Annotated in this window: 17 protein-coding genes; 12 read left to right on the forward strand and 5 right to left on the reverse strand. The window is 41.7% G+C overall.

Annotated features, from left to right (window positions below; genetic code table 11):
- Positions 1-6 precede the first annotated feature (6 nt).
- Complete coding sequence (locus tag ACIQXU_RS05805; RefSeq protein ID WP_402987455.1) at positions 7-906, forward strand: RluA family pseudouridine synthase; 900 nt, start codon at positions 7-9, stop codon at positions 904-906.
- A 53-nt stretch (positions 907-959) separates the two neighbouring features.
- On the opposite strand, the gene prpE is transcribed toward ACIQXU_RS05805, so the two are convergent.
- Positions 960-1703, reverse strand: coding sequence for a bis(5'-nucleosyl)-tetraphosphatase PrpE (prpE, locus tag ACIQXU_RS05810; protein WP_402867804.1), 744 nt, complete (start codon positions 1701-1703; stop codon positions 960-962).
- A 120-nt stretch (positions 1704-1823) separates the two neighbouring features.
- Here prpE and mgtE point away from each other — a divergent pair, with 120 nt between their 5' ends.
- On the forward strand, positions 1824-3185 hold the full coding sequence (gene mgtE / locus ACIQXU_RS05815; protein WP_402868540.1) for a magnesium transporter: 1362 nt from the start codon (positions 1824-1826) through the stop codon (positions 3183-3185).
- Positions 3186-3317: 132 nt separating this feature from the next.
- Positions 3318-4091: an enoyl-ACP reductase FabI gene (gene fabI / locus ACIQXU_RS05820; RefSeq protein WP_402867805.1), complete on the forward strand. Its 774-nt coding sequence runs from the start codon at positions 3318-3320 to the stop codon at positions 4089-4091.
- A 116-nt stretch (positions 4092-4207) separates the two neighbouring features.
- Here fabI and ACIQXU_RS05825 read toward each other — a convergent pair whose 3' ends face one another.
- Genes ACIQXU_RS05825 through ACIQXU_RS05835 form a run of 3 tightly spaced genes read right to left on the reverse strand, consistent with a single transcriptional unit; the run spans position 4208 to position 8002 of the window.
- On the reverse strand, positions 4208-5389 hold the full coding sequence (locus tag ACIQXU_RS05825; protein ID WP_402987458.1) for a Ger(x)C family spore germination protein: 1182 nt from the start codon (positions 5387-5389) through the stop codon (positions 4208-4210).
- Positions 5386-6909: a spore germination protein gene (locus ACIQXU_RS05830; protein WP_402955896.1), complete on the reverse strand. Its 1524-nt coding sequence runs from the start codon at positions 6907-6909 to the stop codon at positions 5386-5388. Before ACIQXU_RS05830 ends, ACIQXU_RS05825 begins: the two co-directional genes overlap by 4 nt.
- Positions 6869-8002, reverse strand: a complete 1134-nt coding sequence (locus ACIQXU_RS05835; protein ID WP_402987461.1) for a GerAB/ArcD/ProY family transporter — start codon at positions 8000-8002, stop codon at positions 6869-6871. Before ACIQXU_RS05835 ends, ACIQXU_RS05830 begins: the two co-directional genes overlap by 41 nt.
- A gap of 225 nt (positions 8003-8227) precedes the next feature.
- Between ACIQXU_RS05835 and ACIQXU_RS05840 the strand changes: the two genes are divergently transcribed.
- The 9 genes from ACIQXU_RS05840 (at position 8228) to spoVIF (ending at position 12832) form a co-directional block, all read left to right on the forward strand.
- A complete protein-coding gene (locus ACIQXU_RS05840; protein WP_402987464.1) occupies positions 8228-8539 on the forward strand; it encodes a hypothetical protein in 312 nt (103 codons plus the stop codon).
- A 10-nt stretch (positions 8540-8549) separates the two neighbouring features.
- Positions 8550-9125, forward strand: coding sequence for a hypothetical protein (locus ACIQXU_RS05845; protein ID WP_402987467.1), 576 nt, complete (start codon positions 8550-8552; stop codon positions 9123-9125).
- A gap of 18 nt (positions 9126-9143) precedes the next feature.
- A complete protein-coding gene (locus ACIQXU_RS05850; protein WP_402987470.1) occupies positions 9144-9509 on the forward strand; it encodes a DUF1360 domain-containing protein in 366 nt (121 codons plus the stop codon).
- A gap of 293 nt (positions 9510-9802) precedes the next feature.
- Positions 9803-10300, forward strand: coding sequence for a YhcN/YlaJ family sporulation lipoprotein (locus tag ACIQXU_RS05855; protein WP_402867812.1), 498 nt, complete (start codon positions 9803-9805; stop codon positions 10298-10300).
- Positions 10301-10319: 19 nt separating this feature from the next.
- The gene (spoVAC, locus tag ACIQXU_RS05860) at positions 10320-10790 is read left to right on the forward strand and encodes a stage V sporulation protein AC (protein WP_402867813.1); all 471 of its coding nucleotides are present in this window, start codon (positions 10320-10322) and stop codon (positions 10788-10790) included.
- A gap of 3 nt (positions 10791-10793) precedes the next feature.
- A complete protein-coding gene (gene spoVAD / locus ACIQXU_RS05865; protein WP_402867814.1) occupies positions 10794-11819 on the forward strand; it encodes a stage V sporulation protein AD in 1026 nt (341 codons plus the stop codon).
- Positions 11820-11835: 16 nt separating this feature from the next.
- Positions 11836-12192, forward strand: coding sequence for a stage V sporulation protein AE (gene spoVAE, locus ACIQXU_RS05870; RefSeq protein WP_402987473.1), 357 nt, complete (start codon positions 11836-11838; stop codon positions 12190-12192).
- Between the two features lie 108 nt (positions 12193-12300).
- Positions 12301-12465 carry a YjcZ family sporulation protein gene (locus ACIQXU_RS05875; protein WP_402987476.1) on the forward strand — a complete coding sequence of 55 codons (165 nt, stop codon included), beginning with the start codon at positions 12301-12303 and terminating at the stop codon, positions 12463-12465.
- 112 nt (positions 12466-12577) lie between these two features.
- Entirely contained in the window at positions 12578-12832 is a 255-nt protein-coding gene (gene spoVIF / locus ACIQXU_RS05880) for a sporulation-specific transcription regulator SpoVIF (RefSeq protein WP_402867817.1), read from the forward strand.
- Positions 12833-12888: 56 nt separating this feature from the next.
- On the opposite strand, the gene ACIQXU_RS05885 is transcribed toward spoVIF, so the two are convergent.
- Positions 12889-15162, reverse strand: coding sequence for an ATP-dependent helicase (locus ACIQXU_RS05885; RefSeq protein ID WP_402987479.1), 2274 nt, complete (start codon positions 15160-15162; stop codon positions 12889-12891).
- Positions 15163-15265: the final 103 nt, after the last annotated feature.

A 15265-nucleotide genomic window follows, 5' to 3' on the forward strand; every position in this document is an offset into this window, starting at 1 on the left:
TACCTCATGTCAAATCAAAAATTTTCTTTAAGTTGGGCGGTTTCTGAAGAGGATTCTGGCTCTTTATTGAGAGATTTTCTCGGCAAATGCGATATCTCAAAACGGGCGTTAACGGATATTAAATTTAAAGGCGGTTCCATCATGGTCAATGGTCTTGAGGTGACAGTGAGGGAGCGCATAAAAACTGGTGATGGCATCACCGTCATTTTTCCACCGGAAGAGGGAAGCGAGGGGCTATTACCTGAAGATATTCCCCTTCAAATCCGTTATGAAGACGATTATGTATTAGTCGTAGTCAAGCCTCAATCCATGAACACCATCCCTTCCCGTGAACATCCGAATGGGAGCCTTGCAAATGGATTAGCTGGTTACTATAAAAAGAGGGATATACAGGCAACGATCCATATCGTTACTAGACTTGACCGCGATACCTCGGGATTGGTCTTGATTGCGAAGCATAGGCATATCCACCATCTTTTAAGTGAACAGCAAAAGTTGGGGCAAGTTAAACGGCGCTATCAAGCGGTAGCTGAGGGTCAAATCGAGGGCCCCGTTGGAAAAGTAGAGGTACCCATCGGTCGGAAATCGACAAGTATTATTGAACGTGAAGTACGGGAAGACGGCCGTTATGCTTGTACACTCTTTGAAGTACAAGCCCACACAGAAGATCATACGTTCCTTAAGCTGGAACTTCTGACAGGCAGGACACATCAAATAAGGGTGCACATGGCCCATATTGGACACCCGCTTGCAGGCGATGATCTGTATGGCGGCCACAGGGATAGGATTGACCGTCAGGCTCTTCATTGCTATGAATTGAAGTTCCTGCATCCCTTTACAAAAAAGGTGTTGAAGTTCCAGGAAAACCCACCCCTGGATATGTTGGTTCTTCTAGAAAAGAATTAGTATGAAAAAACTCAAACCCAAAAAAACTCACCAAAACCGGCGAGTTTTTTTGGTTATTTAGAAGAGGACCTGAATTTATCTGCTACATAGGGTAAAGAAGAGGGAACGCTCTGCAATTCCATTTCCGGGTAGCGAAGGGCAGTGAGCTTCCCACCGAAAACGCACCCGGTATCAATGTTGTAGGTGCGATTGACACAGATGGCTTCAGGAACGGGAGTATGGCCATACACAATCCACGCTTTCCCTTTATAGGATTGGGCCCAGTCCCTTCTGACAGGGGAACCGTCAGGATGCTTGGCCCCATTGATATCGCCATAAAGGACAAAGGTTTTTACCTTGCTGCCAGATTGACCGATTAAATCGTGACGGATGCCTGCATGAGCTATAATTAAACGGCCTTCATCGATTAATTGATATAGGGGAGATTGTTCATATAAATCCATGAACTGTTTACGGATTTTCTTCTGTTCACGGTTATTCAACGCCTGGTACTCCGCTACAGTTGTCTCCAGTCCGTGAGATACCTGTACCTTATTTCCTGAAAAATACCGATACAGTTTATTACAGTGATTTCCTGGTGCATAAAGCGCAATTTTTTTATTGATGACCAATTCGTAAACGACTTCAATAACACGGAGTGATTCAGGACCACGGTCAGTCAAATCACCCACAAATCCTAATATTCTCCCGTGGGGATGGACTGGAATTCCGCTTTCCCAGCCATAGCCCATATTCAACGTCAATTCCTTAAATTCAGTGAAGCAACCGTGTATGTCTCCGATGATATCAATCTTCATACTACACGTCCTTTGTTTGTTTTATTTATATTTATGGTATTAGTATAGTATTATTTCAAAAAATAATATATTAAGTACAAAATAAAAAAATGTTTGGGAGGTGTAACCTTGGAAGAGAAGATGGAAAGAGAAATTAATAAACAGAATAGAGACCTTTTGGTTAACGCACTTAAACATGAAAATTTGGATCAGTTCCGTATAGAGTTCCTTGATATGCATCCTTATGATCAGGCCCAATTTTATACGAGTTTAAAGGAAGAGTACCGGCCAGTATTGTATCGCTACTTATCACCGGAAGAAATGGCGGACCTTTTTGAAAATATAGAAATAGATGAAGAAGAATACGAAAACCTTCTAGCTGAAATGGATCCTTCCTATGCAGCCGATATGCTTTCCCATATGTACGCAGATGATGCGGCCGATGTCCTGAACGAAATCAACGATGAGCAAGCCGTTAGCTATTTGACGATCATGGATGATGAAGCGGCTAGTGAGATTCAAGAACTGCTGCATTATGAAGAGTCGACTGCCGGAAGTATAATGACCACCGAGTTCATTGCAATTGAAGCAAACGAAACGGCGCGTTCGGCCATGCAGATTTTAAAACGGGAAGCCCCGCAAGCAGAGACGATTTATTATGTGTTTGTTACGGACCAAGATAAAAAGTTACTTGGCGTGTTATCACTGCGGACATTAATCATTGCGGATGAAGATGCTTTGATTGGTGATTTGATGGATGAACGGGTCGTTTCCGTCCCTGTCTCAGAGGACCAGGAAGAAGTGGCGCGTAAAATTAGGGATTATAATTTTCTAGCCGTGCCGGTTGTGGATTTTCAGAACCATCTATTAGGAATTATAACCGTCGATGATATCATTGATGTCATGGACGAAGAAGCATCGGATGATTACTCCAAATTAGCAGGTGTATCCGACCTTGACCATGTAGATAAAAGTGCTTTTTCAGCTGCGAAAAAGCGATTGCCGTGGTTGGTCATCCTTTTATTTCTAGGTTTATTGACTGCGAGTCTGATCGGGAGGTTTGAAGAGACGCTTAGCCAAAAAGCCATCCTTGCCGTTTTCATCCCCTTGATTGGCGGGATGGCCGGAAATACGGGGACACAGGCTCTTGCTGTCGCGATTCGAGGAATTGCGACAGGTGATTTGGAAGAGGAAAGTAAATGGAAACTGATCATCCGAGAGGCTGGGACGGGGTTTATTACCGGTTTGACTTGTGGAATCGTTATAACGGGTATTGTCTACTTTTGGAAACACGATTTCATGTTAGGGTTATTGGTCGGCATTTCGATCTTCATTACCTTGATTGTGGCGACGCTAGCCGGATCGTTGGTCCCGTTGCTCATGCATAAAATGAAAATTGACCCTGCCGTTGCATCTGGTCCTTTCATTACAACCATTAATGATATCATCAGTATTCTCATCTATTTCGGATTGGCCACTTTATTGATGGGGTATTTATTGTAAGCGAAGGATTCGACTTTCGCTTACATTTTCAGTAGGTTAGAAAACGGTATTTTTCTTTCTTATTATTTGTTATAATGGAAATTAGTATCAGGTACTAATAACTTGTATTAATTTTAGGAGGATCATATACACATGACTTTTTCATTAGAAGGAAAAACGTTCGTCATCATGGGTGTCGCCAACAAAAGAAGCATCGCTTGGGGAGTGGCCCGTTCCTTACATAAAGCGGGTGCCAAGCTGATTTTTACATATGGGAAAGAACGTACAGAAAAAAGTGTCAAGGAGTTGTCTTCCACTTTGGAGGGCGAACCTTCAATCATCCTGCAATGCGATGTAACAAAGGATGAAGATATCGAGAAGTGCTTTGCTTCCATTAAGGAGAAGGTGGGAGTCATTCATGGTGTCGCTCATTGTGTGGCATTTGCTAATAAAGAAGAGCTAGATGGTGATTTTGTCAATACTAGCCGTGAAGGATTCTTGCTTGCACACAATATTAGTTCCTTCTCGTTAACGGCTGTGGCTAAGGCGGCGAAAGAAATCATGCCAGAAGGTGGAAGCATTGTCACCATGACCTATCTTGGTGGCGAAAGAGTCATGCCGAATTATAATGTGATGGGTGTGGCTAAGGCGTCACTTGAAGCCAACGTACGGTATTTATCAAGTGATCTTGGTAAGGATAATATTCGTGTCAATGCCATATCTGCAGGGCCAATTCGCACCCTTTCCGCCAAAGGCGTTCGTGACTTCAACACCATCTTGAAGAAAATCGAAGAAGAAGCACCGCTCCGTCGTACAACTACTCCGGAGGAAGTCGGGGACACTGCCGTTTTCCTATTCAGTGACATGTCACGCGGAATCACAGGGGAAAATATCCATGTGGATTCAGGTTACCATATTATTGGATGAGGAATAGGGGGCCTCAATAGACAATCTCGTCATTGATGCCCCCATATTGCCAGGATGCTTTCATGTATAAGCATTCTGGCTTTTTATTTTCTTATGTTTTCGACAACGATAACCTTTTATCGGTCCATATGCCCCTTATCCTTTTGGTCTTCAAAAATTGGAGTCAATTTATCCTTCCCGGTATTTTGTAGGTTCACTTCGATCTTTATCGATTTAATCGTGTCATCTTCTAATGGAATTTCTCCGTCTTTTTGAATTTCCTTCCACTTTTTAATGTCTTTTCGATAAAGGGTTTCAGAAAGTCTGAATAGATCGACTTTCTTTTCTTTTGCATATTTATAGGTGTATTTGATTTCCTTTTTGAGAATACGCTTTAATTCTCTTTCATATTCCTTAGGTGATGAATCCACCTTCATCGTCTCGATGCTCGATTTAAGTTTCATCTTGATGTGAAACCGTACCTTTCCATCCTTCTCTATAACCGGTTTCATTTTAACCTTTTTTTCGTAAACAATGACAGAAGTGTCCTGCCTGGTCCCCGGGAAAAGTGTAACACTATCGCGAACAAAGTTCTTATTTACCAGTCTTGCCCCTTTCATTGCACGAGTAGGAAAAATGGTTTTAATCTTATTTTCTGAAATGACTGCAATGCTATCCAACAGCAAGTCTTTCTTTTTTTCTTTCTGGCCGCTCCATTGTTTTGTCACTTTCATTCGGGGAATGGAAACAAAATAAGCTGGTTCGTCCATTTCAATGATAAGTTCCCTCAAGTTTATGGGTGGTATAAATGAGCTTTGCTTATAGTTCCCCTCGGGATCGCTTAATTTAGAAAAAGCCAGGGAAATATTTTCGATAGGAGCAACCAGCATTGCTTCTTTAACTGATTCCTTGGTCATATAAAAGAAAATGCGGTAACGCGTTTCACGATAGCGGTCCAGAAAATCCACTGTCTTTTTGAATCCCCCTGCATTAAGGGCTTCATCAGAAAAAATGACAAACGAAAGATGACCCCAATAAATGCGACGATCTGACGTATGATATAAATCGAAAATGGCTTCTTCCAGTGTATCCCCGGTTCCAGTTCCAACATCACTCGCATTTTGTGAACTTGGATCGCCACCCGCTTCGGTTTTAGCCAATCCCTGTAAGTTGATGATTTGAAGGTAAACGACGACCTTGCCGTCCTTATAATCGACTCCAACCCCATGGGCATATACAAGCCGTTCCGGTTCATTCGAATCCCAACACCCAGAAAGAATGAGGACAAGCACCAGTAATGGGATGAACTTGTACTTCATTTTTTTTCATCATCCCCTTTCCTCGTGGAGTCTTTTGGCGCAATGACGGTAGGCCTTCTTTTATCGAAAGTGGGGGGAACTCTAAAAAGGGTTTTAAATATATTGGTTGGGCTTAAGTTAGCGGTCACTTCCAAGTAAGGGACCCCTAATATTCGTATATTACTCACGTATGCACATAAAAATAGAGCAAGAAGGAAAAAAGCGAACAGACCTAAAAAGGACGCAGAAGCAATCGAGAGAAGCCGGACCAAACTGATGACCCCTATGATGGATTGGTTAACGAGCGTGAAGGTGGCTACCGCTGAGCCTGCAATCACGACCAGCATGGCGGGGCTTGTCAATCCAGATCGGATTGCAGCATCTCCGATAATTAAGGCGCCGAGGACACTTAATGTTGGACCAATCGAACTTGGAAGGCGCATGCCGGCTTCCTTGAAGATTTCAAATACGATGACCATGGTTATGGCTTCGAGTGCAGTGGGAAGCGGTAATCCCCGCCTCGATTCAACGACAGTGGCAAGAAGGATCAAAGGAAGCTGATCTTGATGAAACGTAGTTAAGGCAACCCAAAAACCCGGTAAAAGCGCAGCAACAAAGATTCCGAAGATACGAAGTCCTCTTTCAAAGGTGGCGTAGGTTGATGTATATTCATTATCTTCTGAGGTCTTTAAGATAATAAAAAGGTTGATAGGAGTGATCATGGTATAAGCAATCCCATCGATGAGCAACAATATCCTCCCTTTTAATAGGCACTGTACCGCAAAATCAGGCTTTCCTGAGTAGTGATGCCTCGGAAAAAGGATAGCAGGTTTTTCCTCGATTAATTCCATGAATTGATTCCCACTATAAATTCCGTCGACATCAAGTGATTCGATTTTCTTGGAAAGTTGATCCACCATCTCGGGATTAGAAATATCATCCATATATAAAAGAGCTACTTTGGTCAAGGTACGTCTGCCTACTTCAAAATGCTTCACACTTAAGGAATTGGTGCGCATCCGCTTCCTGATCAAAGCGACATTGACTGATAAATCCTCTATGAAATTATCCCGAGGTCCTTTAATGGTAACTTCAGCTGATGTCTCCTCGGGACTACGTTGTGGACGGTTCGCTATATTGGAAGATAATAATCGATTCGTACCTAATACATGGATGATCAATTTTCCCGAGTATATCTCGGCAAATAGTTGTTCCGTTGTCGTCAATTCTGTTAACTGTGGGAGGTGAAGGGAGGATTTTAAGTCCTCGACCGTAATCTTTCCTTTTTTATATTTCTGGAAAAAAAGAGTCAACCTCTCGAACACAAGATTATTCAATAATTCATTGTCGATTAACCCTTCACAGCCAATTAATGTGACTTTAACAGGGGCATCATCACGATAGAAAGCGTTTTGAAAAAAAACATCCTCAGAATTTCGGAAAACCTCTTTCAAATATTCTTCATCTGTACGAAGAGGCTCTTTGGTAACCGAGTCTTGCTTAATCGGTTTGGATGCTTGCTTTTCCTTTTTGTTGAACATCGGATTTGGTCCTCCTTTTTCGGCGATTTTTGAAAAAAACGAAAAGGCTCAATAGAATGGACACCGCTAAAAAGTAATAGAAAGTTCCAGGCATGATAAATGTTTTAATGATGAAATATAACTCGATATCACTGATTCTATATAAATTAGAAATGATCAAGACCAGGGAAAAAATGATGAGTAGAATCGTTTTATTCCGCTTCTTTTTAATGGAAAGGACTTCAATGGATAGAAATAGTAAAAAGGAGACCCTTATAAAAGCACCGGTTAACCATTGATAAATCGACAGAAAGTCAAGGTGCTCGATGAAGCGGCCCAATGTGACCAAACCCCATTGCTCAAATGCAGGATATTTTTGTCTGGCAGCTTCCTTCGGTCCAAACTCGGTAATCGATCCGATAAGCGGTCCCAGTATGAGTAAAGTAAGGATTAAGGCATTGAAGAAAAACACCTTATATTTTAACGGTCCATGAACCTTTTGCTGCATGAACAGAAGTGCCATCAATTCTATTAATCCGGATAAAGGGTAGATGATACCGGAAAAAACGGGTTTCCACCCATGTTCCAGCACCGGTCTCAAAAGTGCATAGTCCTTGAATTGAATATTGGTGAAGGCGACAAACAATCCGAATGCAATGACTGCAGTCAATACGAAGGTATTCACGATGGCGATCGTTTGTATGTTTGTATTTGCGAGAAAAAAACATAATCCCGTGAAAAGGATGATTTCAATAAAGGGAGGGGTAACCGGTAAGTAGGATACCTTGGTCCATACCACCATCTCTTTCAATGAGACTGCCGCTAATATGACGAAGAGCATGCTTAGGGAAATCGCTAGTACCTTCCCAGGCAGCTTGCCAATGTTCATTTCGACCCATTTGAAAACATTTTCATGTGCCGTGGCTTTGTGAATAAAGTACAAAAGCACACACCAACCCACAATGAGAAAAAAGGAAATAAGGACAGTAATCCACCCATCCCGTTTTGCTGCCGGTAATAAATGAGGGAGGATTGTCACATGATTCTTTAAACCGACAGCAGTCATTATGATCAAAGATAGTTGTACAGTTGAAATTTTCCCGTTTTTTCTCATCTTTGTTTACTCCTTTACTATCATTCTTCGTTTAGTTATCTCCATTTCATTCCGGAATATCCAATAGAGGACGATTCTCCTTTTTTGGAAGAAGGTTACTTACCGAGCATAAAAAACGGAGTGCTTCATATAGATGATACATAGAGCAGATAAAAGCCTGTAGTGTGAAAAATCGGTGGGAACCCCTTTGAAATCCATTGTTGAATGAGTGAAGGAGGGAAAGTTATGGACGTGAAAAAGCGTCTGTCTTTTACCAATGGGGTGCAAACAGTATGTGAGCATCCGGTCAAACAGATAAACCCTACCAGTAAGAGACTAGATGGTTCCTATAATACGGAGGAATTGCTGGAATTATTGGGGAGACTGCCTGCTTTTGCACCTAAACCTGTTTGTAAGTTCACCATTAATGGCCGCACTCTATTCGGAAAGTTGGAACAAAAACAGGAATCCAGTCTTTTTATCAGGCATCATTTTGGTAAAAAGGTCGTCAAATACCATATAGAGCAGCTTCAATCCGTGGTTATCTTGAAATATTAGGAGGATTTGCATGTCAGAAAATAAAAATGATAAAAAATCAAAACCTTTACTATATGTCGATCAAGTAGAAGTGAAGGCCCAAAGAGGGAACATGCAAAGTGATTACCGGACAAAAAGAAAAAAGAAAGAAGTGTCAGCAGAGCCTGAAGTAGTCGAAGATGACCGAAAGACTCAAAAAATAGAAAAGATAAAACAGGAGTTCGGTGTGTACGAGGCAATGAAGGAAATTGAATCGGAACTGAGTGAAATAAAAAAAATAACGGACCAATACGTACCTGAACCAGAACAAGAACATGCGCCCGTAGAAACTAATGAGGAAATTCCTATAGATCTTGAACCAGAAAAGAAAAAAACCAAAAGGAAGAAAAGGGTGGAGAAGGTTTCGACAACTGACCTCATAACACGCCTTTCCCAACATAAAGGATACCCAAAACCAGTTTGTGAAGCAGTTATCCATGGTGAAACGGTTAGGTTTCAAGTCATGGGGATGAGGGGGGAGTCGGTAAAGATCAAAAGGGGGAACCATATCCGGTTCGTCAGATTGCCGGATATAATGAATGCTACTATTATCGAAGAGTCCAATTAGTGAAGGAGCAAAATATACATGTTTCTCTCGCAGTCTGATTTGACAATCGTGCTTCTATTAGGTCTGGCTTCATTTAGGCTTACTCGATTAATCGTTTTTGATAAAATAACCGAACCTTTGCGTCGTCCATTCTTTAAAGAAATTGAAGAAAAAGGTGAAGATGGGACGGCTGAAGTTTACCTAGTTCCAAAAGAAAAGGGATTGAGAGGTTGGATTGGCCAATTGCTTAGTTGTTTTTGGTGTGTAGGTGTGTGGTCCAGCCTCTTTCTGGTCATCCTTTATCTTGAGCATGTGTTCATGGGGCAAGTATTGATCTTGGTCCTTGCCGTTGCTGCAGTCGGTTCCATAATTGAAGTGATTATCAGTAAAATTATGGATATTTGACGGAGTACAACTTGTCTTTTTTATCATATAGTATGGTATAGATGATAAAGGAGGGTCACAAATGAATTATAAACAGAATCCTTGGCAGTATGCTGCGAAACCAATCAAAAAAGATCAGCCTGTCAAAATTAAAAAAGATTGTGGCTGTAATAAAAGCAAAAAAAACAAAGCCTATTAAATAAACGGAACCCTTCCTCTTTGGAAGGGTTTCTTTTATTTCCTAATCCTACCATTCATAAAAAATGGGATAAACAAGAAGATAATAATAGAACGTTAAATTAGGATGTGATTCTATGTTCAGAAAACGGAGAATTTTATATGTTAGCTGGATGTCTCTAGCAGTCATTATGCTCCTATTAACTGGCTGCAGCAGTAAAGATGATGGGAAAACAGAAGGATTGGCTTTAATCAAGCGAACGAATCCGGAACCGATGGATATCATTCACGGAGAAGATGAAGAAGATGAAAAAGGACTCATTACGAAAGTTAAGGAGATGGTAAGTGATGAAGACGAAATTTATGATGTGATCGTTGTGAAAAATGGTAAGAAAATCCTCGTGGCCTATAAAGTAAAGCATCTACAGCGTTTTCATATGAAAAAAATCGATAAAAACGTGACAAAAAAATTGGAAGACAAGTATCCAAAGTATAAATTTATCATTTCCAGCGATTATAAAATCTTTTTGGAGTCAGTAAGGTTGGATGAATTGCTTAAGGAAAAAGATGTACCAGAAAAGAAAGCGAAAAAGAAATTCAAAGAAATAGTTGAGCTTCATAAGGAATTAATATAAGAAGGCGAGGTTTCAAAGTATGAGCGGAAAGGAAAAGACGACCCCACAGCAAGATGAATATAAACAGCTTCAAGGCAAGCACGAGATTAAAAGGCCTGTCTTGACCAATTGTCTAAAGGCTTTTTTGGTAGGCGGTATTTTCTGCATAGTGGGACAAGCCATTTCTTATTTCTATATTTACTTCTTTAATTTCACGGAGCAGACGGCCGGGAGCCCAACCACTGCAACCATGGTATTTCTTGCTCTTTTAATGACGGGCTTCGGATTTTATGACCGGATTGGGCAATTTGCTGGAGCTGGTAGTGCCGTACCTGTTACTGGCTTCGGTAACGCGGTCATCTCAGCGGCCATCGAGCATCGTACGGAAGGATTCGTCCTTGGTGTGGGTTCCAATATGTTTAAATTGGCGGGATCGGTCATTCTATTTGGTGTATTTTCCGCTTTCGTCGTGGCTTTAATCAAAACGATTATTCAGATGATAGGGGGTTAATCGATGCTAAAGGGGAGACAAACTTGGACGTTCGCTAATAAACCAATCATTTTAAGTACGGGTGTAACGGGCGGACCTTTTGAAGCAAATGGTGAAATTCCGGGTGACTTTGACATTCTGTACAGCGACCTGTGGATGGAGCAGGATTCGTATGAAAAGGCCCATCGTCATTTGATGGAAAAATCAGTGGAGATTGCCCTGCAAAAAGGGGGAATTGAAAAGGAACAAGTGCAATTTTTTCTGGCAGGGGATTTAATCAACCAGATTACACCCACCAGTCTGGCAGCTAGAACCAATGGGATTCCGTACTTCGGTTTGTTCGGTGCTTGTTCTACATCGATGGAAGGTCTTGCCCTGGCAGCCTTCATCACCAATTACGGTGGGGCTAACTATGTGCTGACAGGGGCGTCCAGTCATAATGCAGCCGTCGAAAAACAATTCCGTTATCCAACAGAGTATGGGGGACAGAAACCACCTACTGCTCAGTGGACGATAACCGGTGCGGGGGTAGCTTTGGTGACTCCAAATGGTACGAGGCAGGAGGCATACCCTCATGTTGTTTCCGCTACCATTGGAAGAGTCATTGACATGGGGTTGAAGGATCCTTTCAATATGGGGGGGGCAATGGCACCCGCTGCCGTAGATACGATTATCGCTCATTTCAGAGACACGGGTCTTACCCCTGACCATTATGACTTGATTGTCACTGGTGATTTAGGGCAGATAGGAAGGTCCACGGCGTTGGATCTTTTGAAGGAAAAAGGATGTAGGATCAACCAGGAAAAATTCAAAGACTGTGGATTGATCATTTATAAAAAGGATCAGCCTGTTTTAGCTGGTGGAAGTGGTGCCGGTTGTTCCGCAGCCGTGTTATACGGTCATTTATTAAATGAAATGAGTCAGGGGAAATATAAACGGATATTATTGATTGCAACAGGGGCATTATTGTCACCGTTAACGTATCAGCAAAAAGAATCGATTCCGTGTATTGCCCATGCGGTGGCCATTGAGTATGGGACAAATACATGAAAAAGGAGAGATCAGGATGTTAGCAATGTTTTTTTGGGCCTTTGTCATCGGAGGCTTGATTTGTGTAATCGGCCAGCTTTTATTCGACTTGGCTAAGCTAACCCCAGCACATACACTAAGCTTATTCGTTGTAATAGGAGCCATACTGGGAGGCTTCGAATTATATGAACCGCTTATAGACTTTGCAGGAGCAGGAGCAACCATTCCCATTGTTTCCTTTGGGAATTCCTTGGTGAACGGAGCCATGTTAGAAGCAGAAAAGCATGGGATTGTCGGCGTCCTTACCGGCATGTTTGAAATCACGAGTTCAGGAATCTCTGCAGCTATCATCTTTGGATTTATCGGAGCTTTGGTCTTCAGACCGAAAGGATGATCCATACATAGCGGAAATGGGCATGATGTTTAGGGCATGGCCTATACATATTGTCCCACCCTACATATATTATCAGTGAGCTCAATTTGAGAGCGAGGTGATTGTAATATGTTTGGTTATGGTGGCTACGGATGTGGCGGTTGCAATGAAGGCTATGGCTATGGATATGGAGGCGAAGCATACAGTGGTGGTGGCTTTGGTGCTGGATCCACGTTCGTCTTGATCGTTGTATTGTTTATCCTATTAGTTATTGTCGGGGCTTCTTTCTGTTAGTGTAATTGGAATAGGCTGTATTAGCCTATTCCTTTTTTTATTGATTTTTATGGACCTTGCACATATCCCTCATCCTTCCATAAGATAGATACAGAAAAGGAGGGGCTTAGGCATGGATAATAATTTGTTTAAAAACATAGAAGGAAAAACGGGTGTAAACATGAAGGATGTTATGGAATTGGCAAACTCACTACAGGGTGCCAATTTTAAAGATGAAACGACTGTCAGGAATGTAATTAAAAGGGTATCTCAAATAGCCAATAAACCAGTCAACAAGGAAATGGAAGACAAAATCGTACATTCTATCGTTGCTGAGGGAAATAAACTGGATTTCGGGACAATTTCCAATATGATGAATAAAAAATAGTAAGCGAAACAGGAGCCTGCAGTATTGCAGGCTCCTGTCTGTTTCCCTGGATATCTTTAAAGATTCAAGAACCTGGATGGGTGGGCCGTCCTTCCACGTCTCGTTTGCGGGACAGAGATATAAAGATTCTTTTTGGCCCGGGTCGCCGCCACATAAAGCAATCTCCTTTCCTCTTCAAGAGGACCAAGTTCACCCTTACGATACGAATCCAATGCAAAGTCATGGGGAAGGCTGCCATCAACCGCAGCCAGAATATAAACAGATTGATATTCAAGGCCTTTAGAGCGGTGAATCGTCGTGAGCTGAATGGCATCTTTAAAGTGCTTGGATAGCTGTTTCACTTCCTGAACCATGGCAGTCATATGATCGACATGGTCGAGGAAGGAAGCGACTGTGGGAAACCGATTAGCAGCCACTTTCAAATCACGAATATCATCCGAACCTTTTTCCAAGTGGGCTTCATTTCCCCTTTTCTTTACATACTCCTGATAGCCCAAATCCTTCTCGATGACTTCTAAAGCCACGAGCGGGGACATGGTCTTTATAGAACGGATTTGTGCCGGTATTGCTTTTAACTTACGTTCTTGAAAGGCATGTCCCGTTTTTACAAAAGCAAAAGCATCGATAAAGTCACAATCTTGCAAGATCGTCTGGGCTTTTAGCTCCTGTAGGACACTCTGCTTTAAAAACAAGGAAGAAAGGACGTCAGAAGCGGCCTTGCTATCCTGAGGGTGCAGGCTTAAGCGCATGAATGCAAGCATGCCATGGATGACCCGCCGTTGATAAAAAGAATCCGCATCCTTTTCGATCACGAAGGGAAGGTTGGAAGATGCCAGTCTTTCAAAAATGGCACGCGACATCGTATGGGTCCTGTAAAGGATGGCGAAGTCACCAGGATTGGCACCTTTGGATATCTTTTCTTGTATGTCGGTCACGATCATCGTCGCTTCGAGCTCTTCATCATGCGGATAGAATAACACAGCTGGATTCCCTTGATTATGTTGTGCCCGCATCGTTTTATCCATCCGATGCTGATTTCGTTTTATCATTCTATTTGCCGTAGCAACAATCTCATGGGAAGAACGGTAATTTTCGGTCAACTTCACGACTTGGGAACCAGGGAAATCATGGTTGAAATTCAGGATATATTTTGGATCACTCCCACGGAATGAATAGATGGCTTGATCGTCATCACCAACTGCACAAACATTTTTTGTTTCCGCTGAAAGGAGTTTTATCAACTCATATTGAACTTTATTAATATCCTGAAACTCGTCCACTAAAAAATAGCGGAACCGTTGTTGATATTTCAATAACAATTCAGGATGGCTTTTCAAAAATACGTAGCAACCTACCAGCATATCATCGAAATCATATTTACTTGTTTGTTCTTTATACGCTTCATACTTTTTATATAGGAATAGACAGGATTTCTCCCAATCATCATTCGGTTTGACATCGTCAGGAAAAATCAACGAGTTTTTCCAGAGGCCGATTTGCTGAAGTGCCTGATCATAGGCAAATTCCTTTTCATCAAGCTCCAACTCCCGACCGGCCTGCTTCAATATTTTTTCTTTTTCCCAATTCCACTTCAACAGGAAGTCCCGTTGCCATTTTGCAGGCTCATGAAAGATCAAGATTTTATAAAAGATGCTGTGGAAGGTGCCACTAACAATTTGAGAGACGAGGGAAGGGGACATATAAGGGTAGCTGATTAGCCGCTGCTGCATCTCCTTTGCAGATTTCGCTGTAAAGGTTACAAGCATAATGCTTTTAGGATTTATTTTTTCTACAGTTAGCATATAGGCAGTCCTTACCGTCAATACTCTGGTTTTACCGCTTCCAGCCCCGGATAAAACAAGGACGGGACCTTCTATCGTTTTTACTGCTTTTAACTGTTCGGCATCAAGCATGATCCCTTTTTCAGATAGTTCCTGAAAGTAAGGATCCAAAAGTTCAGTGCGGACGGATGGTTTATCCAAATAGGGAGGATTGCCTGTAATGGTCCGACTTTTCAAAAACGGTTCGATAACAGTCTTCGTTTCAGTAATGGTGCGTGATTTAGGAATTCTGAATCCGTTTTGTTCCATGTATTCTAAAGGTTTAGTTTCAGGTTTTGATATAGGATTTGGCATTTCACAAGCAGGTCGTGAAGGGTCACTGTGATAAAAATAAGGTGTTTCATGAATGCCAATGAATAATTTCACTGGCTTATCACATATGACACAAGAGAGCTGATCACGTTTTCCTTTTTCAAAGAGTGTCTGCAGCTCACTAGCCGAAACAGTAAGTAGATGTATGATTTCATTTCCCGATTTTGCTTGATTCATATAAATGGATACCTCAAATCTATTAAAAATATCGGCAATCTCCATTTTACCAGAGAAATAGAAAAAAAGAATCCGGAAAAGATGTTTCGTTTCATTCTGGAGT

It is taken from the genome of Peribacillus sp. NPDC097284, assembly GCF_044761765.1.
GTDB lineage: Bacteria > Bacillota > Bacilli > Bacillales > DSM-1321 > Peribacillus.

What these genes read in the sequence shown, in the direction of transcription:
- ACIQXU_RS05805 (WP_402987455.1), top strand. Translation starts at nt 7, where the DNA reads ATGTCAAATCAAAAATTTTCTTTAAGTTGGGCGGTTTCTGAAGAGGAT.
- prpE (WP_402867804.1), bottom strand. Translation starts at nt 1,703, where the DNA reads ATGAAGATTGATATCATCGGAGACATACACGGTTGCTTCACTGAATTT.
- mgtE (WP_402868540.1), top strand. Translation starts at nt 1,824, where the DNA reads ATGGAAAGAGAAATTAATAAACAGAATAGAGACCTTTTGGTTAACGCA.
- fabI (WP_402867805.1), top strand. Translation starts at nt 3,318, where the DNA reads ATGACTTTTTCATTAGAAGGAAAAACGTTCGTCATCATGGGTGTCGCC.
- ACIQXU_RS05825 (WP_402987458.1), bottom strand. Translation starts at nt 5,389, where the DNA reads ATGAAGTACAAGTTCATCCCATTACTGGTGCTTGTCCTCATTCTTTCT.
- ACIQXU_RS05830 (WP_402955896.1), bottom strand. Translation starts at nt 6,909, where the DNA reads ATGTTCAACAAAAAGGAAAAGCAAGCATCCAAACCGATTAAGCAAGAC.
- ACIQXU_RS05835 (WP_402987461.1), bottom strand. Translation starts at nt 8,002, where the DNA reads ATGAGAAAAAACGGGAAAATTTCAACTGTACAACTATCTTTGATCATA.
- ACIQXU_RS05840 (WP_402987464.1), top strand. Translation starts at nt 8,228, where the DNA reads ATGGACGTGAAAAAGCGTCTGTCTTTTACCAATGGGGTGCAAACAGTA.
- ACIQXU_RS05845 (WP_402987467.1), top strand. Translation starts at nt 8,550, where the DNA reads ATGTCAGAAAATAAAAATGATAAAAAATCAAAACCTTTACTATATGTC.
- ACIQXU_RS05850 (WP_402987470.1), top strand. Translation starts at nt 9,144, where the DNA reads ATGTTTCTCTCGCAGTCTGATTTGACAATCGTGCTTCTATTAGGTCTG.
- ACIQXU_RS05855 (WP_402867812.1), top strand. Translation starts at nt 9,803, where the DNA reads ATGTTCAGAAAACGGAGAATTTTATATGTTAGCTGGATGTCTCTAGCA.
- spoVAC (WP_402867813.1), top strand. Translation starts at nt 10,320, where the DNA reads ATGAGCGGAAAGGAAAAGACGACCCCACAGCAAGATGAATATAAACAG.
- spoVAD (WP_402867814.1), top strand. Translation starts at nt 10,794, where the DNA reads ATGCTAAAGGGGAGACAAACTTGGACGTTCGCTAATAAACCAATCATT.
- spoVAE (WP_402987473.1), top strand. Translation starts at nt 11,836, where the DNA reads ATGTTAGCAATGTTTTTTTGGGCCTTTGTCATCGGAGGCTTGATTTGT.
- ACIQXU_RS05875 (WP_402987476.1), top strand. Translation starts at nt 12,301, where the DNA reads ATGTTTGGTTATGGTGGCTACGGATGTGGCGGTTGCAATGAAGGCTAT.
- spoVIF (WP_402867817.1), top strand. Translation starts at nt 12,578, where the DNA reads ATGGATAATAATTTGTTTAAAAACATAGAAGGAAAAACGGGTGTAAAC.
- ACIQXU_RS05885 (WP_402987479.1), bottom strand. Translation starts at nt 15,162, where the DNA reads ATGAATCAAGCAAAATCGGGAAATGAAATCATACATCTACTTACTGTT.